Here is a 23,765-nt window from a genome sequence, read left to right as displayed (position 1 = left end):
ATTCTTATATGTCCTGCTGTCTTACCTTATTTTAAATTTTGGCTATGTTAAATCTTAATGTTGTTTTTACACCAAAAGAAAACCGCCYTTTGAAAAGGCGGTTAATTTAATGCTCTTCCAATCTGTTGAATTGTACCGTCTATGGATATATCCACTTCTATACACTCATAATTTGCACTAATACTCTCGAATAAAGGGATTTTACGCACTCGACCTTTTCTAGTCCCAGACAACTACAAATATTTTCCACAGCCTTCTCCTATGTTCTACTGACACTTTCTACATGAACCTACTTCGTTCCAGCCCCCCACCAATTCCACTTACCGAGTATGACCATTAATGCTGGTACAAGCACCAACCTGATCACCGTGGCATCGATAAAAATCGCAGCGGCAATTCCAATGCCTAACTGTTTCACACCAACTACATCTCCGAATGCAAACGGCAATGTGACCGTAATCATGATAGCTGCAGCGGAATTTATTATCTTACTTATAGACGCCAAGCCTACAAGCACAGAGCGATAATTATCATGCGTCCGTTGATACTCCTCATAGATCCGCGATACTAAGAAAACGCCGTAATCCATCGAGATCCCGAACGCCAATCCAAAGATAAACACGGGAATCATGATGGCGATGCTGCTCGGTTCCAAGCCGAAACGCCCCTCCTCAAAGATCCAAGTTAGAATTCCGAAAGACGCACCTAAGCTTAATAGGTTCATAAGAATTGTTTTTAAAGGGATGAGAACGGAACGAAATGCGATGAATAAGACCACATAATTAGATACGAGAATGAACAGAAGTACATATTTTAAATTGTCAAAAATGTCATCGAATATCTCCTGCTGAAACTTCGCTTCGCCACCCAGAAGGAATGGAAGTGGGCCAGAAGCCCCCTCTTGCTCCTTGCCTCTCAGCCAGTCCCTCACTACATGCGACGTGGGCTCACCCTTTAAGCGAATTTGAATGAGCATGTGCTTGCTCGAATAAACCGAATCGACCCTTTCAACGAGCGGATCGCTCTTTAATTTTTGTATAAGCGATGAGGCGTTCTTCCTATCGTTTTGGGTCAATTGTGCTGTTTTACCTGTGGCCAGGAGATAGACATCCGATCGATTTCGAGTACCGAAGTGAGTTTGATAAGCCTCGAATGCTGCCCGGGAAGCATAGCCATTGGGTAATGATGTTGCATCTGGAATCGCCACATGCATTTTCGTTAGCGGCAAGAAACAACAGATGAGGATACAGGCAGCAAGCAGGCTCATTTGGACAGGTCTTTGCATCACGAAGCGTGACATGGCAAACCAGAAATTGTTTGTACTTTTTGTACTTCTGGTACGGTTTGTATAAAGCGGTCGGGTCTCTGCTCGAATGACAGGCCACCACAGGGTCAACAGCGCTGGCACTAATGTTAACGTAAGTAAAACAGAAACGGATACAACCGTCATTGCACCTAAGGCAATGGTCGAAAATATAGGAAGCGGGATGAACAATATGCCCATGAGGCCTAAGAAAACACTAAGCGCCGAGAATAAAACGGCTCTTCCCGCTGTTGTCATCGTTGTCAGGATAGCTTGTCCCGCTGGGCACGCATGGATTTCCTCGCGAAAACGACTCACCATCATCAAGGCAAAATCAATGCTAAGGGCGAGTCCCACCATCGGAATCACATTCAGTACGAAGTTAGATAATTCAATTCGTGTCCCCATCCAATAGATAATGCCCATGGAGCTTGTAACACCGATAACACCTACAATAATTGGAATCAGAGCGGAAGTCATGCCGCCAAAAGCCAGCCAAAGAATCAGAAAGGCCGCCGGGATGCCTAAGCTTTCCGCTTTTCTCAGATCATGCTGACTCGCTCGATTTACGTCTTCTTGCACAACAGACTTTCCTGTCAATTGCACGTTCATATCACTATGCTTTGGTAAACGTGTTCGAAGCTCGCTCAAGACGGGTTTCATTTCGTGTGGACTTTGCTGGAATTCAAGCAGCGCATACGCGAAATCCCCTTGCATCATCCCCTCTCTTTCGAGCGGAGATATGATTTCACTTAACCCTTGCATGCCCCGTAAAGTTAACAAATCTTGCTGAATGTATCGTTCAAATTGCCGGGGGTCCAACTTTTTTTTATTCTCAAATACAAGAATGACGGGGTTCGCTGGTATGTGAAAATCAGAGGCTAAAGTTTGTTCAACTTTGGCGAAAGCTCCGTCCGAGATCAACCCGTGATCCTTCAGAACGGCAGGCAGCTTCGGGGCGTAGAACCCAAAATAGAGGAAGAATATGACCCAGAATAGGAGGATGGTTTTAGGATAACGAAGGGATATCATGGCAAGTTTATGCAAGGTCATGACCCACTCCTTAAAACTCGGTTTCTTTGAGCCTAGTCGCCTGAACAAATTTATCTGCTAATCCTGGTGTGAACTTAGCTGCAGCAAGCATGATGTGCGGCAGATACGGGATGGCCAACATCCCCTGCAGCAGATGTCCCCACTTCAAGGGTCCATTGAATTCCCGGTGAATGGCCTTCGTATAGTCCCGCTCCCATTCGGCTAGGGTGATCTCACCCTTTAGATAACGGGACGCGAGTGGCGCGCATAACGCTGCGGAGCGCAGCGCCATCGACATCCCGTCACCACAGAGCGGCGGTAACATCATAGCCGCATCTCCAAGACGTGGAAACATGTCCCACGTGAGGGGCTTACGGGTTAACTTCACAGGCGCAACAGCCGCTTGCGTGCCAAGAACGGGTTGCGCAGAAGACAGCCTCTCGGCAAGCTTTGGATTTCTTTGGCTAGCCGCTTCGATCAACCCAAGAATGGATTTCTCTGCATGCTGGAAGGCTTCTCGCTCCAGCAAGGCTGCCACATTCACGAGCCCATCTTCAATCGGTGATAAGCCTAGATAGCCGCCTTCAAAGAAATAAAGCTCTACAACGCCCTTCATCTCGATCCCGCTATAATGGGATTTCACGCCTAGATGTGCCCCTTTGACGGTTGTAGCAGCACGAGGATGTTGACTTTGAAGCCCAGGGAGGCCCGTAGCGCCCCAAGCAGCAATCACAGCTCGTACTTGGTATTGCTGAACATCCCCATGCTGCTTAGTTTCTATGAGGTACCCCTGATCACAGGGCTTCACGGAAGTCACCGTTGTTTCTGTCTCCACCTGCACGCCTGAACGCACAACCGCATGATGCAGAGCGGAGTCAAGTTGGTATCGGCTAACGCCATAAGCTGTTCCTGGGAGCGTAATCTCCAAAGGTTTTCCCCGAGATAGAAACAAGCGTGTTCGATGGATGGCACTTGGCTTTAGGGATGTCACTGCTTCGCGCAGGCCTAGCTTTCGAAACATCGCAAGAGATTCARGAGACAGAAATTCCCCGCATACCTTATGCCTTGGGAATGACTTGCGATCGATCAATACCGTGTCCCAACCATGATCAGCTAAGGACTTCGCCATCACACTTCCTGCTATACCTGCACCGATAACGGCAACATCATAGATGTGAGTCATCACGCCCGCTCCCTTTTCGCAATCACAACAACATACCTGAACAGAGGTCGCCAAGAAACCAACATATCTGAGATTCCCAAGGAGGTACGGAGGGTTGTCCAATCCCCAGCACGAAAGCCTTTCGCTACCGATAAAGGGCCGTCATTCAAAATATAACGGTTCTTGGAGATGATTCGAGCCGTTACCCATACAGCAGCCCAAGCAATCCAATGCCGATGGATATCATTAATAACAACACCTAATCGGGATGCTTTCAGCATACAGCCCACAACCTGGGGAAGCTCCGTGTTAGTAAAATGATGCACAAATTGTGTGCCAGTCGTGATATCGACCCCATTTTCCGGCAGCTGAAATAAACTGCTCCTCATTACACGCACACGTGGCTCAGCACGAAAGAACTCGCGCGCCTCCTCACAGGCTTCCTCGGTAATGTCGACTAGCGTAATGCTTAGTTCTATGCCATTCGCATCCGCCCAACGTAAGAGCTGACGATTGACATCTCCGGTACCAGATCCAATATCCAAAATCGTTAATGTCTTAGGTTTGCCTGCTTGCAGCCATAATCGCTTAAAACCAAATAATGTCGGCCCTGCAGCACCAAAAATGCGATTAAGTAAACGCAAATGCTGCAAGGCTTGCCGAAGCTCGGGGCCTCCTGACGAGAAGTCATCCATTAATTCATGCTGTACAGCCMGTTGTTTGAGCCCCTTAAACATAGGATTCATCTAACTCCTTTTCGTGAATTACCCGAACCCCGATATAGGTGATTTGAATCATCTCGCAGGTAAGCCCCGGTCCGAATGCAAGGGAGATCCCGCTTGTCGGTCCAGCTCCGCGATTCGCCAGTTGCTGCCTAGTTTCATCTAATACGAAAAGAATCGTTGCCGAGGACATATTGCCATAATTGCGTAATACCGTTCGGCTCGGTCGTGTTTCTTCGGAAGTTAGTCCGTAAACCTCCTCCAACGTATCGATGATCCCTTTCCCACCAGGATGAATCGCCCATAGCTCTGGCTTAGGACCACCAGCAAGCAAATGCTCAATTTGTTCTGGAATCCAGGTGCCTATCAGTTTGGGAATATTCGGAGAAAGATACAGATCAAAGCCGTGATTCCCTACATCCCATTTCATTTCATCCGCACAATCTTGTAACAGAATCGAATGATCGTTGCCTAATTGGAAAATGTGTTTATGGTTTTCATTCGGAACACCGACCACACAGGCCGAGGCACCATCTCCGAAGAAGGAGGCACCAAATAAAGCCTCGCGATCACTGGAAGGCTGAATGTGAAGGGTACATAACTCAACGCAGACGACTAATATTTTGGCAAGCGGATTGCTAGAGACGATCTGGCGAGACAAACAAACCGCTTTCAATCCAGCAGCGCAGCCGAGGAAATTGAACGGGATCCGATTGACATTGGCGGCTAGTCCCAACTGCTGCGTCAATGCGGCATCTAATCCTGGAAGGAACTGTCCTGTACAGCTTACGGTGATCAGATGCGTAATGTCAGACACGTTAACTTTAGCATCGTTCAGGGCTTTCTCGGCCGCATGCAAAGCTAATGGCACAGACTCGCGCTTATACGTAGCCATTCGATCGGAAGTCGATGGCGCTTGTTGATTCGTCTGTGAAAAATAACGGCAATTATCAGCTGTTTCCAGCAGATTCGGTTCACAGGTGTATCTGGTTTCTACACCGCATTGCTTGAAAATTTTCTTCGCCCAACGCGCAGAGTTAGGCGTATCACGTAAGGCTTCCGTTAGTCGCCCAGACGTATCTGCTTGATCTAGACGGAATTCTGGCACAGCTGTGCCAATTCCAAGAATTGCAATGATCTCATCTTCTTGTTTCATTTCGACTACGCAACCCCTTTGCTCCTAAATTTCTTGGTTGGACATGCACATCACTTTACACATATGTATTCAAGAAATGGGGCTTATATACGTAACAACAGAAAACCGCTGATCCAACATGAGATACTTCTCATGTCAGATAAGCGGTTCCAAGACCATATTCCTTTGGTGAAATCAAAGTTAGAGATGATGTTTAGATCGCTCGTCATATCGAATAGACTGAATGCCATGCTCCAAGCAGTAGTCCATGATACGTTTATTCAGAAACATCTCCCGCTCCCATTTACGATCAGAGGCTACTTCCTCCCAAGGATATTGCCCATTGCCGAGCAGGCGCATATCTTCATTGGTGTATGCAGGATGACCAACCCATGTATAACAACCGGATTCTAATACCCTTAGCGTCTCAATACAATTGTCCACTCTATCGGGTCCTATCCAATGCTTTGGCAAGCGACGGTCCATCCAGCGAAAGTAAAACAATCCCTCATTGCGGCACCAAGCATCCAATGCTTCGGTAAAGCCTTCAATGACAAGCCCGAATTGCATATGCTCATCTACATAGGAAATGCGAAAACCTAACTCGCGTAGTCTGTCATACTGCGACTGCACTTCAGTCATGGCTTCATCCAATCTTGGATGATTCTCCTTAAGTAACGCCGTTGTAGGGTAAAAGTGACCGTTACCGTCTACAAGCGAGGGTACCTTCTCTCTCGACTGGATGGGTCCCCATTTTAACTGATCCCACTCTGAATTGAATGTCAAATGCAGTCCGAAGCAGATTTCATCATATCCTGCGAACAACTTGGCCGCTTCCTCAATAGCGGGTCCATTCGCCATGAGTGAAACATTTTTTAGAATCCCTTTTTGGCAAGCGTCCAGGAGTGCTTCGTTCGTTGATCGGTTAAGACCACAATCGTCTCCACGTGTAATCAAATAGACCTGTTTCTGCTTATTCATTTATCTTGCACCAAATCTCATAAGATTGACAATCAGCAACCGCTACTTCCGTGCCGTCGGGAAGTCTGAGCTCGACAGGCACTCCGTAAGGTGCTGAGAGGCTGATACGGAAATGGTCCCCATCTTCAATCGACCATTCTATATGAATTGGACCTTTCACAGTCGGAAGCGTACCCTTTGCCCATGTTAATCCCTCGATCTGTGGCGCGACTCTAATTTTGTTAAAGCCCGGCTCGAGAGGCTGGACACCAAGCACCATCATGGGGAATTCGGACAGTGGCAGCGCGCTCCACGCATGGCAGTCACTTCGCGGAGATTTGTGATCGACTTCTGGGAATGTCGTCAAATGCTGTCCCAGGAAGACTCTCCAACGATCCCATTGCTGGTGGGCACGCTGATATAACCCAGTCATTTCTAAAGCTCTAAACAAATGAAATGACATAGGCGTGGATACCTTATCCAGTGTTTTGTCGTCCAACATGCGGAGCAGCAGCTCCCGTGCTTCTTCGCCTTTGACAGCACCCGATAGGACTGCCCAAACCTGCACATGCTGGCTGGTTCTCTCCCTATGCGGTATATCGACAAAGATTTTACGTTCTTGCGACCAGCAGATTTTGCGAACCGCCTCATTGACTCGCTCCTGCTTTTCAGCACATTCCTGTGCTGCATCTCGCCAACCGGTCCACTCAAACAGCTTCGCTGCTCTTTCAAGCGCTGCGGCGTACATGAGACTAAGGATCGTAAGCGGCGGGTTTTCTCTACCTGCCGGGGAGCCGGAAGTCCAATCATGCACATTATCGATGTAAGCCCAGTACTTATCTGGCGTTGCCCCGACAAGTCCTTCAGGCGTCAGCAATTTGTCGAACCATTCCAGCAGATCAGACATCGTCGCCCGATACGATTTGATCAGCTCCAAATCTCCAAATTGCATATAATGCTCATACAGCATATGTATCCAATAGAGCGAGAAGGAAGGAATCACGCGCGGCTCTGATGACGGATAACGGCATTGCAGCATCCCCGAAGGCAGTCTGGAGCTATGAAAATCGAATATAGCGCGCCTTGGCAGACGATCGTCCGTTGACAGTTGATAGGTAAACATCATCTGCAACCTGGTATCCATGATATACTGCAGCTGCTCGTAATATGGGCAATCCTCGTAGGTTTCGTGCATGCATCTTAGAAGCGTATTGATGCTTATTTCCCATATTTGATTCAGCTCCGGATCGGAGCAGGAGAATGCACCTTCTATTTCAAGTGGATACCCCGTATCTCTAAACTGAAACCTAGTGATATGAATAGGTGAATCTCCTGCATTCACTTCAAGCCGGACGAAACGGGCTGTACGGAACGTAAACGGTTCATAGATCTCAGGACTTTGCTCCGTACCAACGCCAGCCACCGTATACTGATCGTATTCGCCGAGCAGACAGCCTCCTTCAGCTTGATCACGAATTCCTTTTTCCCTTTCTCCAGAAATCGTCGGAATCGGTTCATAGCATTCCGCACACAGTAGACGGRTTTGGCTTCCGGCTCCCCCAGTCATAGAAAGCTGAAGATAGCCAGTTGCCAGCATACCCGCATCGAATTCCGCCCATATTTTTCCACCTGCCGGTATAATTAGAACGTCGGAGCCTTCAACCATCCGTTGCACCTTGACAACTTCAGTCCCTTCCGCCCGTACAATCTTGGCCCAGTCGGTTTCCGTCTCGTATAGTGGAGGAATCGGCCTCGCCTTCAAATTCCAGGGCAAGAACAACCCCCAATTATCCCTTGTAGGCATAAAGGCTACAGCTGATTTCCACGCACTGTCATCGTAGGTAATCTGCTGCCAGTTATGTGGCACATACTCACCTTCGACACGCTCCAACCCTCCGAGCCACGAAGTTACCTTTGTAGCCTCTAGGTGGAAGCCTTTATCCGCCATGCATTTCCATTGGTCGTCGGAATGCAGTGTATTCACGATGGTTCCATCCATCTTTTCCAACGCCCCATCTAACCAGAAGCCCCCCAAATCGGCACGAGTGACCGACATTGGACCCGCTTTGCCCTCGCCATGCCATGGTGAAGCGTAGTAATAATGCAACACCTTCGCTGCCAGCACGTTTTTTCCGGATTTAAGCTGATCGGTAAGATCAACCGTTTCATAATAATGATTCCAGGTATCCCCTTTGCAAGGACCGACTGCCACCGACTCGCCATTCAAATAAAGACGGTATCGGCTATCTGCAGATACATGTACGATGAGTCTAGCATCAGAAGAATTCTCTACCTCGAATTCGCGTCTGAAATAAACAAGCTCATGCTCTCTTAAGCTGCTTCGTTCCATTCCATTGGTCCAGATCCACATACCCTGCCAACGCTTGCTTTCTTCCATATAAGCCATGGTGTTTTCTAACCTCCTCATTCGTGTGGATTCAGCAAATTGCGCTGCTCCCGTCGATGCATCACAGACATGTACCAGAACATTAGGGCCGCAACAAGGGCTAACAACGAACCCATGGTATACAACGCATTGAAGCTAAAACGATCTATGATCCAGCCACCGCCGTTGCTGGCTAGCAAACTCGATAAATTGAATGAGATTAAGGCAAGCATTGTTTGTCCCGTCGTTTTCAAACTATCTGGCGACATCTCATAAATAAAACTAATACTAGCAGCCGTATATAAACCGAACGTAATGCCATGCAGCATTTGGCTTGCTAACAGCACACCAAATGTCGGCTCCAATGAAATCACGAACCAACGCAGGCATGCCGCCATGGCACATAACGCAAGGATATGAAAATAGCCAAACCGTTTCAACAGATAGCCTGATAAAATCATGAATGGCAGCTCACAGATCGCCGAAACGGTATTGAGCAAGCCTATATTTTGAGCTACTTCGCCGCCAAGCTTACCTACCAGCATCGGGAAAAATACCGCGTAAAAGTTACTTGCGATACCTAGGAGTAACGAACACATGAGAAACAGTAGTATATAGCGATTTCTGATCAGCTCGCGAAAGCCGGCAGACATCGCTTTCGGCTTGGGATTGCCTGAGTCCGCCGTCTTGACGAGCAGCAGCGCCGCGAACGAGAGCACCATCGTCATCATATGGATAATAAACATCGTATTCATACCAAACTTGTTGTACATAATCCCTAGAGGCGTCACCGCCAACGCGAAGCTGATCGAGCCCAGCACGCGGATGTTGCCGTAGCTTTGACCGTTCGCCTTAGCATGACTTACCGTTAGCTGTTCCATATTCGGCCTTACGGCAGAGAACAAGAAGGTGTACAAGGCGGATACAATAATATAGATGTAAAACCTTTCCCCAGCCAGCAGGTAACCGAATGCGACTAGAGGAGTTAGCAAAAGGCTCGACAAGAGTAATCTCTTGCCGATGCCAAAACGATCGCTTAGCAGACCCCATATAGGCTGGGCCATAAGTCCGATTAATGGCCCTAGCGAATATAGAAAGCCGATTTGACTGTTGCTCAGCCCCTGTTGGGAAAACCAATAGCTCAGAAAAGGTTGGTAGGAAGCAATTGCAATGTAGTACATCCCAATATATAAGTGCATGGAATACTTTGAAAGGCTGACGTTCATTGATGCTGGCGCTGTCATCCCTTGCTTTTCAAGTTTGGATGCCATTAGATATGGATCATCGTAGATTTGGATTCAGCGATGATTTCATCCGCTCCAACTTCTCGACCCAACCGGTCAGACATGTAAATCCCTTCACTGATTAACATCGTCTGCAATGCAAGCTGCGCCGTCGGAAGCAGCGGCACGCGCCCTTGCAAGGCTGCAATCCAGTGGCACTGGGAGGAATCGTAAGCATCCTCGTTCTCGATTAGCTTATGACGACGGAAATCCATGGCGTCCAGCTTCACGGTAGAATCGATCTCCAAATCGCTAATGGTTGTATGATAGCTGAACGGCGACAGCCGAATTCCACCCTGTGAACCAACGATGCTGCTGCCCTCGAATTCATTCATATGAATCGCCCAAGCCTCGATAATATCAAGCGATGAACCTCCAGCGAATTTGACGAAGCCAAGTCCGAGCTCTTCCACATTGTAACCGCTCTCCTCGCGCCGCTTCGGGTCCATGTCGGTTTCCTGATAGATCTTTCCACTGACCCGTTCCACCTTCGGCTGACCAAGCAGGTACAGCATTTGTGAAATATGGTAGACCCCCATATCGAACAATGCGCCGCCGGCTGATTCCTGTTTACGCACGAACGTCGACGTACCGTAGCCATCGACAAACGGACGACCGCGACGGCGGTAGCCTGTCGACCGGGCATGATACAGTCGCCCTAGCTTGCCTTCTTCGATAAGAAGCTTGGCTGCCTTCGTTTCTTTCGCGTACAGTGTGCCAAGCTGAACATGAAGCATGCGGCCGGTGTCCTCCGCCGCCTGAAGCATTTTAACCCCGTCTATATAGGAGCCTGCGATCGGCTTCTCGCAATAGACGTGCTTGCCCGCTTCTAATGCGGCAATGGTAACAGCAGCATGATAGTTGTTGTGCAGGCACACGTCGACGGCATCAAGATCGTCGCGCTCCAGCATTTTACGGAAATCGGTATATTTATGAGGGATTTGGTTGGACGAGCAGACACGATCCAGCTCTGCCTCATTAATATCACAAGCTGCGACGATTTCCGCATCCGCGATTTCTGCATATCTTTTCAAGTGGCCTTTGGCAATTTGTCCAACGCCAATCATACCGATTCTCATTTTTCCCATGATGGTTAATCCCCTTTATTTGTAATTATTTCGCTTTAAGAGCTCGCTTTACAGATGAAAGCAGCCATTCAACCTCGGCATATTGATCTCCTGGGGCATTGTACTCTAAGCCTAAACAGCCTTTGTATTCGGCATCACGCAATATACTTAGGCACTCCTCCACCCGATTCATCATATTATTGGCATCTAGATGGGTATGCATGATGTACTTGGCAACTCTCCGGTCACCATTCTCGATATCGCTGCGCCAGCGGTTAAAATGCAGCAGGATACCGTAAGCCGGATGGTCAACCGCTTCGGAAACACGCTGCATGACATCCGGATATAGCTGGGCGCCATAATGGTTTTCGGGGCCTACCTTGAACCCAGCGTTGTAAGCAAATTCGCTGTATTCCTTATAGCCAGAAACAATACAATCGAACTGCTCCTCCGTTAGATCCGTCTGATCACGTACGCCAAAATCTAGGCGCATCGTACGAGCTCCGAGATATTCTGCCGCCCGCAGATGGGCAAGCGCATTGCGACGCAGCTCTTCCCGCTGCTCCCGATCGTCATGCCACAGATCCGCCCAGTCGACGCACAGGTTAACGAGCTTAAGCTCCTTCTCCTCGAGCGCCTCCTTGACCTTGCGCAGGTAATCCTCTTCCGTACTGAGCAGCATACCATTCCAAATATCTGCCGTTTGCAAACCATATCGGTATTTGCACGACTCCAGGTACCCGAATAAATCGATCTTGCCTTCCTTCCGCAGTCCGTTAAACGAATATGAAGCAATGGATATGTTTGTCATTACATTCAGCCTCCTAGAGTTTCGATCGCAATTTTTTTTTATTCTTTTACACTGCCCATCACAATGCCTTTGACGAAAAAGCGTTGCAGGAACGGATATACCATCAGGATCGGCAACACGCCCAAGAAGATTTGAGACGTTTTGACCGTACGTTCGGACAACTCTTGAAGCAAGGTTAAATCTGTTGAAGTCATCATATTCAGATCATTGCTCACGATAATCGTGCGCAAGTAGCTCTGCAGCGGATAGTTTTCTGGATTATTCATGAGAATAAGACCGTCAAACCAACTGTTCCACTGGGCAACCAGGGTGAACAAGAAAATCGTAGCAAGTGCTGGCATTGAGAGAGGGACATAGATACGCCATAGCGTCGTCCAGTGTCCCGCACCGTCCATGAAAGCGGACTCTTCAAGCTCCTTCGGAAGTCCCCGATAGAAATTTAACAACAGGATGACATTGAACACAGGTACGGCGCCTGGCAGCACCAATGCCCAAATGGAGTCGATCAAGCCTAACGATTTAATCGTCATATACCAAGGAATCAACCCGCCATGAAATAACATCGTCAAAACCATGACCCACGCATATCCAGTTCGCCAACTAAATTTATGCTTCTCTTTGGATAACGGATAGGCGGTAAGAACAGTTAGAAACATACTGATAGAGGTTCCCAGCACCAGCCGTTTAAGTGAAACATACAGCGCTGCAACAAATTCCGGTTTTTGCATGGCATACTTATAAGCACTCGTTGTAAACTGCACAGGCCAAAGCTTGACCAAGCCCCCCGTGGCAGCGGCACTTGAGCTAAAGGAAACCGCCAACACATGAATTAAAGGCATGATGCACAGGATCGACAGCCCGATAAGAAATACATAGTTGAACGCAATGAACAGTTTTCGGCTAATCCCTGGATTTTGAACCATTGTCCCACTCCCCTTTCTTAAAAGATCCGATAACCGGCGAATCGATGAGCCAGCAGATAGGATATGGAGATAAGCAATAGCGATACGAGCGATTTGAATAAGCCAACTGCCGTTGCAACACTGTACTGCGCATCGATTAACCCGATCCGGTACACGAACGTGTCGATAATATCTCCGCTCTCATAGACTTGTGGGCTATACAGATTAAAGACTTGATCGAATCCAGCATTCAGCACGTTGCCTAAACTTAGCAGCGACATCAGCACAACGACAGGTAACATTCCTGGTAATGTAATATGAAGTGTCTGCTTCCAGCGATTCGCCCCATCCATTACCGCTGCCTCATAGAGGGCAGGATTAATGCCAGTCAGTGCCGCCAAATACACGATCGTTCCAAAGCCAAAGTCTTTCCATGTGTCCGTTGTGACTAAGACATATGGAAACCAGCTGTTATTTCCCAAAAAGTAAATCGGGTCCAATCCAAGCAGGCTGACAGTTTGATTGACAATTCCCTTTAAGGAAAGCAGGTCGATCAAAATACCGCCTAGAATAACCCAAGACAAGAAGTGAGGTAAATAAATGAGTGTTTGCACACTTCGTTTGATTTTCTCGCTCGCCATTTCGTTCAGCAATAAAGCAACTGTAATCGGAGCAAACAGTCCTGCGATGATTTTCATGACAGCAATAAAAATGGTGTTATAAACGATACTCAACGTATCGGGCAAGTTATAGACATAGAGAAAATTTCGGAACCCTACCCATTCCGATCCGAACATACCTTTAGCTGGCATGAATTTCTGGAAGGCGATAACAATTCCGATCATCGGCCAATAACTGAAGACCAGCAGAAGGACAAGTGCAGGTAGAATCATGAGATGAAGAGGCAGCTCTTTCCGCCATTTCTTAAGAATCATTACATCACCTTCCTTGGGCATGTGTGACAAAGATGAGCTGCGGAAAGAAGAAGCCTCTCAACCGCTGCTCTTCCTGCTGTCATACGTCCTATTTGGTCGTTTTGGCCCAGTCATTGACTTCTTTCGTCATGTCAGTTCCGCCTAGCTTCTTCCAGTCTTCTACGAATTTATCGAAGGTTTCAATGGGGGCACCCGTAATAATCTTCGTGAAGGTTTCAATTTCCATCTTGTCGAGCGTAGCTTTCTTCTCGCCCATCGTCTTCGTAGCAGCGCCGAAAAATTGATTCATTAGCGGCAAATTTTGCTTCTGGTATTGATTAAGAACCGCGAACGAACCGCTTTCGCCAAATACCMGGTCTTGATTCCACTCTTTGTTATTGCCATTCTTAAATGCCTTGATCTTATCAATTGTGATTTGCTGCTCCGCGTTAAATTTGGTCGTATTCCCTGACTTCGTGCTGGCCACTACCGCCAGGTGATTTTCCATATTTTTATTGGGATTCACGATTCTGAATGCCGCATATTTAAATAGCTCGATCCCATCGCTGGAGGCAACATATTTGCTATAGTCTTGCTTCTCGCCCCAGCCCTTCTCGGCATACAAATTGATCATCTTCAAGAGGGCTTCTGGATTTTTGGCACCCTTCTTAATGACATAGTAAGAGGAAGTCGGATTCACAACTGGAGGTCTAGCTGGCTTCGAATCCACACCAACGATCGGAAACGCCGTCCACTCCATCTTAGGATCCAGATCTTTTCCCTTTTGCAGCGGACTAATCGGATTCCACATAGAGCCGTAATATAGCCCAATTCTACCTGCGACCGCATCCTCGCCTGTTTTGTTTCCGTCTTTCACACCAAATTCTTTATCGATAAAGCCTGCTTTGTACATCTCCTGCAGCTTGAGAAGCGCCGGCTTCATCTCTGGTTGTACCGAACCATAAACCAAATTACCAGATGCATCCTTCACCCAATTCCCCATAAACGCTTGGAAGCCGGCAAAGTAACCGGATAGACCCATAATACCGCTTGCGCCGATCCCTTTATTCACACCTAGGCCAAATGTATCGTTCTTGCCGTTTCCATCTGGATMCTGCTTCGTGAAGGCTTCTGCAATTTTATAAACATCCTGCATCGTTTTCGGTTCAGTCAGATTCAGCTTCTTCAGCCAATCTGTTCGGACCCATAGAAGAGGTGCTCCGTCGATCGAAGATCCGCCACTCGGAATCGCCATCAATTTCCCGTTAAACTTGGCAGAGTTAAGCTGCTCAGGACCTTCACCTTCCAAGAACTTCTTGGTCAACGGTGTCGCATACTTCGAATACAGATCCGAAAGATCCTCTACCATGCCAGCGTCAACTAGCTGCTTCAGTTGGATTGGTGTTACTCCGAAGAAGTCAGGAAGATCGCCAGAAGCGATCATGACGTTTAATTTCTGGGTCGCATCATCATTCGTGGTGGCAATCCAGTTATACTTCACTTTGATTCCTAGTTCATCTTGGAAAGCTTTCGCCCACACATTATTCTCAATCGTATCGCCGTTTGCGAATTTGACAGTCGCATCTACAACTCTGACCGTTGATACTTCGATGGGAGTTGAATACTTCTCCAGAGGTCCAGATACAGATACTGACGAACTAGATTTAGGAACATCACTGGAAGTCGGCGTTGATGAAGAACTACAAGCGGATACAGTAATCATGGCACTTAACGCAATAAACGAATAAGCAGATCTCATTGGTTTCATTAGGTAGCCTCCTATTTGCACAAATGATTATTCTGAAATTCTAGGTAGTGGCAGCTTTCGACCTTTGATGAGCTGATTGCGTACCCACATATTATTTACGGTACGATCTTCATCATTAAGCAACAGCTGATATAGCCTCGCTCTAAACTCACTAACCATCGTTGTCAAGTTGACATTGTCAATCACGTTATGCAGCTCTTCTGGGTCCTTCTGCAAATCATATAGTTCGTCTACGTCAGTCGGATTCCAAATGTATTTCCAGTCTTTCGTTCTCAACATACGCTGAATATAGAGCCCAAACTGCTGGCCGTTATAGGTCGAGACCACTTGCTCCGGCCAATCTTCTGGCGTAATCCCTTGCAAAAGCGGCATGAGTGAGCGACCATGCAAGTTGACTTCCGGCAATGGCAACCCTGCCGCTTCAAGCAGCGTTGGTACGAGATCAAGTAAGTTGCATACCATCGCATCACAGTTGCTGCCTGCTTGCACGACGCCAGGCCATCGAATAATCATCGGGACACGGACGATATCGTCGTACATTACACAATGCTTGTCGAACATCCCATGACTCCCGCACATATCACCGTGATCCGTTGTGTAGATCACGAGGGTATTTTCAGCCTCCCCGCTTTCCTCAAGTGCAGCAAGGAGTTTGCCGATAGCATCGTCAGTCTGCGTGATATGAGCGTAATAGTGCGCCACAATGGGTGCCCAATCCTCCCATTTGTAATGATCGATCTCCCAGGTTACAAGCTGCTGCCTCTGTATATAGGGCTTCCCCTCAAAGGAGTCATGGAAGCTGCGCCACTTAGGAATATGCTCCGGCTCATACAGGTCCGCAAAAACGCGGTTAGGCACATAGGGCGGATGCGGGTCGGTCAGGTCTAAGCGTACATGCCACGGCCCGCCTTGCTGTTGATAGCTCTTCATCACTTGGATGGCCTGCTCTGCTAGCCAGTGTGTTCGCGAATGTTCAACTGGCACCGTATCCACGTAGCTTGGGAAGGTATGCAGCAATGGTTGCTCGGGATACAAGCTTTTTCGAAAATGATTGTATTGATCCTCCCCGATGTAGGTCTCGTATCCAAATGCGCGAGGGTCGTGATGTTCGCTCACATGCCATTTCCCAATATGTCCATTTCGATACCCATTGTTAAGCAAATCGCGTGTCCACACGTAGATATCGGGACTAAGATCCGGGATATGGGGCCCTAAGTTGTAATTCCATAAGGTGCCAAGCGATTCAGCCCTTCTTCCCGCCATAAAGGCTTGTCGAGCTGGACTGCATAAGGGAATTGGCGTAAATGCGTGTGTGAACCACATGCCCTGTTCAGCCAGCTTATCCAGATGAGGTGTTTGAACAGGGTAATCGCGACTGTGTCCCAAACAGTCATACCGTTGTTGGTCTACCATGATGAGAAGGATATTCGGCTGTTTGACCGTCATGATTCATTTCACTCCAATTAACTGGGTTGATTTGCTGCTAAAATAATCAACTTCGCCGTTCTCTTAGGATAGGATCCTACTTTTTCCCGACTAACTCACCCCGCAGGACCTCATCTACTCTCGAGTTAGTCGATTTATTCGACTAACTTACCCCGCAGGACCTCATCTGCTCTCTAGTTAGTCGATTTATTCGACTAACTCACCCCGCAGGACCTTGCCTTCTCTCAAGTTAGTCGATTTATTCGACTAAACAAAAATCCGCGCAATGCGCGGATCTGTCTAGATACGCCAAGCAAAAGTACCTACTTCTTTACTTTAACTATGAATATCTCACTTGATGTAACCCCTGCATCATTGACGAGCTCAGCGCGGTACTCATACGTACCAATGGTTCGATCCGTCAACAGAACTTCGGCAAATTGGGCGGCTGGCGTTCCCACTGTCAGAGCCTGCGTATGGATGAGCACGCCATTCTCATATAAATGGTAAGTTGAGCCGTTCGTTCCCCACCACATATTCATGCTGACTTTATAGCTTCCATCGCCATCCCAATTATCGGAAGAAAGAACGGCTTTCCCCGGTGCAGCATCCTTTACGGTAACCACACGCGTTTCGCTTCTTGTCGTACCGAATGCATTCGTGAGCTCCGCATAGTACGTATAAACACCGTTCTTCTTGCCGTATACGGAAGTCGTGACCGATTGAGCTATGGGTGTTGCATCCTTCAGAATTACCGTATCAATCAACACGTCATTCTCATAAAGCTTATAAATTCTGCCGTTATTTCCGTAGTACAGATTCATCTTCACCTGATACTTACCATCTAGAAGTCCTGTATCATACCCATTGTCATCGCTAAGAACAGGCTTCCCTGGCTTGCCAGTACTTTTGGATACGATATTGTCAACAACTGCAGTAGCCGAACCGCGATTTCCTGAAGCATCGACGAACTCGAAGGTGAAGCTTTCATTAAAGAGGAACCTGTAGCTGTTTGAACCCTCATTATTCGTGATCGTTACGGCTTCACTCGGTGTAATCGTTGCGGTTACTTCCTCCGCCTCTGGGTCAACCGTGCTATAAGACACCGTTGCGGTAGGCGCTTTCGTGTCTTTAAAGCCATCACGAATATACGCATTGACTGTATAAGCGGAATATTCAAGCGGCCATTCCTTAAGCCCGCGATTTCTCGCTTCTGTTAAAAAGGCTTGCAAAGTTGCCGTTTTACCTAAACTACCATGATAGGAATCAACCGAGCGCGCAGGGTCGTCCCACGTAGGATCAACCATATCCCCTATACCGCCGCCCCAGTTATACTGGATATTTCCCGCATAGTTGATCCCTGCGTAATTCCTAATGCCGACGTAGGAGCCTAGCTCTTTACGATTAGCAACAATGTTGCCCTCTAGCGTAACTGTCCCGCTTCCTAGATCATCCAGCCACAGCCCCCATACGGCAGCTGTTCTTGGTTCGCTGCTATTGGTTGGGTCCATTCTTTTTCCTGCCAAAATGACGTTATTCTTGGCATGTGCAAATGTTCCAGCTTGTAAAGGAGTGCCCTTATAGCCCAGCTGCAATCCGATGGAATTTTCGACAAACAAGTTATCCTCATACAAGCCTCCTGGACGCCCTTGTACGCCATGACTGGAAGCTCGCGCAATCACATTTCCTCGTACAGTCACATGGTTACCCACGTTGCTGGTCTGGATATACATATTGTGATTATATTGGTTGGCCCCTGCACCAGGTACATTTTCATTCCATCCATTATGATCAAACAGATTCTCTTCTATTAATAATCCATCAACACTCGTTGCATAGATACCTGAGGGTCTGACTGCATTGCTATTGGACGTATTCGGCGACCAGACATCTGTGACCATCGATCTTCTTAGTTTGAAATTCTGATACTTAAAGGTTGAAAAATTTTGGACAATAATATCTGTAAATTCTAGCTTACAATCTTCAACTAAAAGATTGTTCCCGCCTCCAACGAAACGCAAGCTCGACGGGGAAGTCCCCGTAAACGCTGGATCGGCAGGGTCCATTTTATACGCCACAAAGTGAAGGCCGATGATGGCCAAATTGGATCGCACCTGACCATTATGGTCGATAAAGTTAGAGCTAACCTTTAATTTCGGCCTTTCCCCTGATTCACCATAATAGGAGAGGACCAGAGGCTCGCTTTCGCTTCGCCCTGATTTGAACCGGCCTAATGTTTCATCGGTCCACACATCTCCTCTTTTTAAAAGCAAATGATCTGGATACCCATCACGTACGAATGAGGCTGCTTTAGCAAGCGTTTTCACTGGGGTGCTAGTTGAAAGACCGTCATTGGCATCATCGCCTTCAGAGCTGCTGACATAAACAATCAAGCTGTCTGTGCTCGCACTAATTTCCGTCCAACCGCTATTGGATGGATTGACTTCCGCCAGGGCGATACTTGAGCATGCAAATATCATGATCAATAAAAGCAAAGCTGATACCATTTTTTTCAAGGTTCGTTCCTCCTCCGTTTTGGAAAAGATACTTACTCCGCTGCTCTAATTTTCTTAAACACGCGAAAGCTCCGCTCACTACATTCCGATATCGCAATTGGATGAAACCCTGGAATATTTGAATAGAGTATATCGTTCAATGGCAGCGTCCATTGTGACGGTATGTTTTTCGCACCAATAAAAGCGCCCATGATGGAGCCAACGGTTGCCCCATTACAGTCGGTATCCCATCCGCCAAGTACAGCAGTAGTGATCGCCTTTGTAAAATCACCATCCCCATGGATGAGTGCGGCTGTCACTAGTGCAGCATTATTGTTGGTATGGACCTCATGATAATGGTTGAACGCTATCCAAATTCGCTCAATCATCTGCAATTGATCCGGCGTGCTTTTGGCAATCTCGATGGCTATTTTAATATCATGAGCAAGCCTGCAAGTCGTTGGAATTTCACTCAAGCCAATTTCTACTACTCTTTCTATATCCGTTTCAACAAAAGCAGCCGCTATCATCGCAGCAACGAACATTTCGCCATAAATCCCATTCTTTACATGGGTGAAAGAGGCATCTCTCCAAGCCAACTCTGCTGCTAATTCTGGATTCCCAGCAGCTCCGTAAGCCAGACCATCCGCACGAATCTGTGCTCCGATCCATTCGCGGTAGGGGTTCAGATGATGCCTCACCCAATTCAGCTTCTCTTGCCAATCCTCTGGCTGTACGGCACCGAGATGATGCGTCACTTGCGCAAAATTCAAATACGCTTGGGTTTCGGCTGTGCATACCGCTTGGTATGGCAGCATTTGGTGCCATAGCTTACCGACATCCCACGTGTTAAAATCCAAACCGTGTTGTTCCAAGAGAATTAACCCTAGGACCGTATAGCGGATGTCATCATCGGTTGGCATGAATTGGATCTGTTCTCTTGTCGCATGCAGATTCGATCGACGGAGCGATATCCCCATAATCTGTTCTACTCTCGAGTGGATCGGAGCGTAACTCGCCATTGGCCAAGCATCCGCTCCTTTAAACCACAGCTCGATGTACTTCCAGCCAGGATGTGAGGTATCCCCTTTCATGTACGGATAATTCTCAAAAGGCATACCAAGCGCACAACCGGAACACCGCCCAAGCCATGCTCCGTGAAACTTATCCCTCCACTCCTCATCCGTGAAGGGATTGCTGCTGCCACGAGAAATGTCTGGTCGAAGACGTCTGATTTCTTCTAAGGAATTCGGCTCGGTGAATGGGAAATCGGCACGAGGGCTAAGATTCGTTAGCTCTTGGTAGAATGCCATTAACTCAAGTTCTGTCCATTCCGAAGAAACAGACCATCGTGCTCCTATTTCCTTAACGTCACAGCCTTCTTCTCGTTTCTGGCGAATTTCTTCCCTAACTAAATCTCTCAAAGGCATCCAACCAGCCAATTTCATCACTACTCCCCATGCACTGAGCCGCCTCGCAACTCAAGAAGCTTATTTCATATAACGGCTGTAAGCCGATTGTTGTACCTCAGTGAATTCATCTACGCCCATATCCTTCAGCTTCTTCATGAAGCCGTCATAGCTCTTCTCGATATCATCTGCACCCATAATCCACTTTTGAACCATTTCTCTCACGTACGTGTTAATCGCAACTGACAACGTATCAAACTTCTTCTTCTCTTCCGCCGTATAATTTAAGATCGGGAATGGTTTTTTCATATATTGGTTTTTGGAGTAGTCTTCAACAGCTGTGATGGACTCAGGTGTTGACACAAGTTTAGTGAAATCTAGTGATTGCACATAACCGAATTCGTGCTGCGCCCCGAACTTATACATATTTTCCAAAGGCGTTCCTTTCATTACCTCTGGTGACATTTTAATTTGTCCGTTTTCTTTCGTGTACGATTGACCTTCAACCCCGAAATTGGCCAAGCGAGTGCCCTCTTCCGAGAACCAGAAGTCCAAGTATTTAATCGATTCTACTGGGTATTTATTTTTCGCACCTATCCCGAAGCCATGATTACCGAATTTTTGTTGCCATGTTGCCTCGACATGCTTGCCATTCACGTTTTGCGGAGGTGCGATGACAGCCATTTCAAAGCCTGGAACTTGTGTAGCTAAGGAGCGATTGAAATTCAATGTACTCGGGAAGAAATCATGCGTAGATCCGCCTTTGTTCTCACCTAATAGCACATCTCTAGCTTTAGCCCCTCTAGTAAAGATTTCAATGTCAATAAGTCCCTCTTTGTACCATTTGGCAATATTCGTTATCGCGGTCTTGAATTGCGGCTGCGTAGGACCATAAGTAAGCTTGCCTCCAGATTCAGCCCATTGCAGCGTTAGATCTCCACCGTAGGTAGCGTCAAAGAACACAAGTAGATCATAGATACCGCTAGTATCTCTGCTGAAGTATGGTACTTCATCCGCTTTTCCATTACCGTTCGGATCCTTTTCTTTAAACGCTTTCAGCACATTGTAATACTCCTGATACGTCTTAGGCACCTGAAGACCAAGCTTGGTCAGCCAATCCTTGCGAATGAGCCAGCCTTTGCTAACACCGCTTCCATCAAAAACGTACGGAACGAAGTACATTTTACCGTCAGCAGCTTTCGCATATCTTGCGTAGTCTGGATCCTTATCCATAAACTTCTTAAGGTTCGGCGCGTTTTTATTAATCAAGTCGGTTAAGTCCATCAATGCGCCTTGTGGGCCATATGTTTTCATTGTTTCACGGAAGCCGTGAACGATATCGGGAACTTCGTTGGATGCGATCATCAGGTTGAACATTTCTCCACTTTTGGAGCCGCTGCTTTGACCTGTGCCTTTCAAGTTCACATTCGTTAACTCACCAGCCTTCTTGAACACCGCCCAGTTATTATCGAACGCGAAGCGATCACCATAATGCATATGAACAGTAAGATCGAGAGGTTTCTCACTCACAAGGCTGCCCGCTAATTTCTTAGGCTCTGGTGTTGCGGCAGGTGCATTGCTTGCGACAGGTTTCTCCGTGCTGCTGTTGCCAGTGCTGCATCCAACTAAACCTGTTGCAAGTCCCATGGCCAATACGATCGAGATCCCTTTTTTTATGCGTGTTTTTTTGTTCATCATCGATAAAAACCTCCCGTTATATGTTTATTATATATAAGAAACACGTCATATGACGTAATTCCAAAAGTTAACATTCCTGATCCTTAGATCAAGAATTCGTACTACCCCTTCAAAGACCCAATCATGACACCCTTAACAAAAAACTTCTGAATGAATGGATAAACGATTAGAATTGGTAAAGTCGCTACAATAATGGTGGCATATATGACTGTTTCTTGTGCAGTCACACTTAAATCACTCAAATTCTTGATTTCATCGGATACTTCCATTTGCACGACCAGCTTCTTTAGCAGGACCTGCAACGGCATCTTCGATTCGGCTTTTAGAAGTACCATCGCCCAGAAATAGGAGTTCCAATGCCCAACTGCATAGAACAGGCCAATTGTCGCCAACGCCGGCTTAGATAAGGGGAGATAAATGCTCCAGAGAATTCGCCAGTCACTAGCTCCGTCCACCTTCGCCGATTCTTCCAGTTCCTCTGGTATGGCCTGCATAAAAGTTCTAAGAATGATGACATTCATCGTGGAAATCGCGAAAGCGAGTAAAAATCCTGTACGGCTATTGAGCAAGCCCAAATCCTTGAGGTTCAAGTAAGTGGGAATCATCCCTGCGCTAAACATCATCGTAAAAGCAATGAAGAATCCAATGGCTGTTCTGCCCATTAATCGTTTTTTGGACAAGGGATATGCCCCCATCATTGTAAAGAGCAGATTGACAAGCGTACCTGCCACCGTATAGAAGATCGTGTTCGCGTAGGCAATCCAGAGCCCCTTCTCTGCCAATACCGTCCTATAGGACTCCCAAGTAATCCCTTTAGGCAGTAACACCACATCTCCGCGCAAGACATACTGCGCCTTGCTTATGGAGGCAGAGAATACATAAATGAACGGATAGATCGTGGATAATGCCAGTAAWGAAAGAAACAGATAGTTAATGACTGAAAATATCTTTTCTCCTCTGGAGAGTCTCATGCAGGTCACCTACCACAATCCGTTGCCGGTTAATTTTTTACTTATTTTATTACTTAGAAAGACCAGAACCAGACCTACCGTGTTATTAAAGAGCCCGACAGCGGTTGCCAAATCATATTTCCCTTGGACTAATCCCGCGCGATATGTATAGGTGCTTAGCACGTCTGCCGTTGCATAGGTTGAAGGCTGATACAACAAGATGATGGCCTCGTGTCCCACTTCAAGAAAGTTGCTTATTCGGAGCAGCAGCATAATGACAATCGTTGGCAAGATGCCAGGGATGGATATATGCCACATCCGTTTCAACTTGTTCGCCCCATCC

General features: G+C 47.2%; 17 protein-coding genes and 1 pseudogene. All 18 read right to left on the bottom strand.

Translation table 11 applies throughout. From position 1 onward, the window contains the following. Positions 1-289: 289 nt before the first annotated feature. Positions 290-2,356 carry an MMPL family transporter gene (locus AC1DVJ_RS25315; protein ID WP_477594589.1) on the bottom strand — a complete coding sequence of 689 codons (2,067 nt, stop codon included), beginning with the start codon at positions 2,354-2,356 and terminating at the stop codon, positions 290-292. A gap of 10 nt (positions 2,357-2,366) precedes the next feature. After that, positions 2,367-3,518, bottom strand: coding sequence for an NAD(P)/FAD-dependent oxidoreductase (locus tag AC1DVJ_RS25310; protein ID WP_477594587.1), 1,152 nt, complete (start codon positions 3,516-3,518; stop codon positions 2,367-2,369). Beyond that, positions 3,518-4,234 (bottom strand): methyltransferase domain-containing protein, encoded by a 717-nt coding sequence (locus tag AC1DVJ_RS25305; protein WP_477594585.1) that lies wholly within the window; start codon positions 4,232-4,234, stop codon positions 3,518-3,520. Before AC1DVJ_RS25305 ends, AC1DVJ_RS25310 begins: the two co-directional genes overlap by 1 nt. Further along, positions 4,227-5,375, bottom strand: coding sequence for a type III polyketide synthase (locus AC1DVJ_RS25300; protein WP_477594583.1), 1,149 nt, complete (start codon positions 5,373-5,375; stop codon positions 4,227-4,229). The genes AC1DVJ_RS25305 and AC1DVJ_RS25300 overlap by 8 nt, the downstream gene beginning before the upstream one ends. A 180-nt stretch (positions 5,376-5,555) precedes the next feature. Then, positions 5,556-6,335 (bottom strand): ChbG/HpnK family deacetylase, encoded by a 780-nt coding sequence (locus AC1DVJ_RS25295; protein ID WP_477594581.1) that lies wholly within the window; start codon positions 6,333-6,335, stop codon positions 5,556-5,558. Then, on the bottom strand, positions 6,328-8,721 hold the full coding sequence (locus AC1DVJ_RS25290) for an alpha-L-rhamnosidase-related protein (RefSeq protein ID WP_477594579.1): 2,394 nt from the start codon (positions 8,719-8,721) through the stop codon (positions 6,328-6,330). The genes AC1DVJ_RS25295 and AC1DVJ_RS25290 overlap by 8 nt, the downstream gene beginning before the upstream one ends. Positions 8,722-8,738: 17 nt before the next feature. Further along, complete coding sequence (locus AC1DVJ_RS25285) at positions 8,739-9,971, bottom strand: MFS transporter (protein WP_477594577.1); 1,233 nt, start codon at positions 9,969-9,971, stop codon at positions 8,739-8,741. Further along, positions 9,971-11,071: a Gfo/Idh/MocA family protein gene (locus tag AC1DVJ_RS25280; RefSeq protein WP_477594575.1), complete on the bottom strand. Its 1,101-nt coding sequence runs from the start codon at positions 11,069-11,071 to the stop codon at positions 9,971-9,973. The genes AC1DVJ_RS25285 and AC1DVJ_RS25280 overlap by 1 nt, the downstream gene beginning before the upstream one ends. A 25-nt stretch (positions 11,072-11,096) precedes the next feature. Continuing rightward, positions 11,097-11,861: a sugar phosphate isomerase/epimerase family protein gene (locus tag AC1DVJ_RS25275; RefSeq protein ID WP_477594573.1), complete on the bottom strand. Its 765-nt coding sequence runs from the start codon at positions 11,859-11,861 to the stop codon at positions 11,097-11,099. Between the two features lie 38 nt (positions 11,862-11,899). Beyond that, complete coding sequence (locus tag AC1DVJ_RS25270; RefSeq protein WP_477594571.1) at positions 11,900-12,784, bottom strand: carbohydrate ABC transporter permease; 885 nt, start codon at positions 12,782-12,784, stop codon at positions 11,900-11,902. A 17-nt stretch (positions 12,785-12,801) separates the two neighbouring features. After that, positions 12,802-13,698, bottom strand: a complete 897-nt coding sequence (locus AC1DVJ_RS25265) for an ABC transporter permease (protein WP_477594569.1) — start codon at positions 13,696-13,698, stop codon at positions 12,802-12,804. 88 nt (positions 13,699-13,786) lie between these two features. Further along, the gene (locus tag AC1DVJ_RS25260; RefSeq protein WP_477594567.1) at positions 13,787-15,445 is read right to left on the bottom strand and encodes an extracellular solute-binding protein; all 1,659 of its coding nucleotides are present in this window, start codon (positions 15,443-15,445) and stop codon (positions 13,787-13,789) included. A 27-nt stretch (positions 15,446-15,472) separates the two neighbouring features. Then, entirely contained in the window at positions 15,473-16,891 is a 1,419-nt protein-coding gene (locus AC1DVJ_RS25255) for a sulfatase family protein (protein ID WP_477594565.1), read from the bottom strand. A 302-nt stretch (positions 16,892-17,193) separates the two neighbouring features. Next, entirely contained in the window at positions 17,194-19,377 is a 2,184-nt protein-coding gene (locus AC1DVJ_RS25250; RefSeq protein ID WP_477594594.1) for a hypothetical protein, read from the bottom strand. 41 nt (positions 19,378-19,418) lie between these two features. Continuing rightward, positions 19,419-20,807, bottom strand: coding sequence for an ADP-ribosylglycohydrolase family protein (locus AC1DVJ_RS25245; RefSeq protein WP_477594592.1), 1,389 nt, complete (start codon positions 20,805-20,807; stop codon positions 19,419-19,421). Between the two features lie 48 nt (positions 20,808-20,855). Then, positions 20,856-22,472, bottom strand: coding sequence for an extracellular solute-binding protein (locus tag AC1DVJ_RS25240; protein ID WP_477594563.1), 1,617 nt, complete (start codon positions 22,470-22,472; stop codon positions 20,856-20,858). A gap of 101 nt (positions 22,473-22,573) precedes the next feature. After that, positions 22,574-23,443 carry a carbohydrate ABC transporter permease gene (locus AC1DVJ_RS25235; protein WP_477594561.1) on the bottom strand — a complete coding sequence of 290 codons (870 nt, stop codon included), beginning with the start codon at positions 23,441-23,443 and terminating at the stop codon, positions 22,574-22,576. A 9-nt stretch (positions 23,444-23,452) separates the two neighbouring features. Next, positions 23,453-23,765: pseudogene (locus tag AC1DVJ_RS25230) on the bottom strand (sugar ABC transporter permease); the annotation flags it as partial.

This window comes from Paenibacillus sp. P4_A9 (genome assembly GCF_056402415.1).
The sequence above is the reverse complement of the archived record's forward strand: the minus strand, read 5'-3'. Positions and strand labels throughout refer to the sequence as shown.

Excerpts from the sequence above, each read along its gene's own strand:
- AC1DVJ_RS25280 (WP_477594575.1), bottom strand. The coding sequence starts at position 11,071 with ATGGGAAAAATGAGAATCGGTATGATTGGCGTTGGACAAATTGCCAAA.
- AC1DVJ_RS25295 (WP_477594581.1), bottom strand. The coding sequence starts at position 6,335 with ATGAATAAGCAGAAACAGGTCTATTTGATTACACGTGGAGACGATTGT.
- AC1DVJ_RS25240 (WP_477594563.1), bottom strand. The coding sequence starts at position 22,472 with ATGATGAACAAAAAAACACGCATAAAAAAAGGGATCTCGATCGTATTG.
- AC1DVJ_RS25255 (WP_477594565.1), bottom strand. The coding sequence starts at position 16,891 with ATGACGGTCAAACAGCCGAATATCCTTCTCATCATGGTAGACCAACAA.
- AC1DVJ_RS25250 (WP_477594594.1), bottom strand. The coding sequence starts at position 19,377 with ATGGTATCAGCTTTGCTTTTATTGATCATGATATTTGCATGCTCAAGT.
- AC1DVJ_RS25275 (WP_477594573.1), bottom strand. The coding sequence starts at position 11,861 with ATGACAAACATATCCATTGCTTCATATTCGTTTAACGGACTGCGGAAG.
- AC1DVJ_RS25315 (WP_477594589.1), bottom strand. The coding sequence starts at position 2,356 with ATGACCTTGCATAAACTTGCCATGATATCCCTTCGTTATCCTAAAACC.
- AC1DVJ_RS25285 (WP_477594577.1), bottom strand. The coding sequence starts at position 9,971 with ATGGCATCCAAACTTGAAAAGCAAGGGATGACAGCGCCAGCATCAATG.
- AC1DVJ_RS25265 (WP_477594569.1), bottom strand. The coding sequence starts at position 13,698 with ATGATTCTTAAGAAATGGCGGAAAGAGCTGCCTCTTCATCTCATGATT.
- AC1DVJ_RS25270 (WP_477594571.1), bottom strand. The coding sequence starts at position 12,784 with ATGGTTCAAAATCCAGGGATTAGCCGAAAACTGTTCATTGCGTTCAAC.
- AC1DVJ_RS25300 (WP_477594583.1), bottom strand. The coding sequence starts at position 5,375 with ATGAAACAAGAAGATGAGATCATTGCAATTCTTGGAATTGGCACAGCT.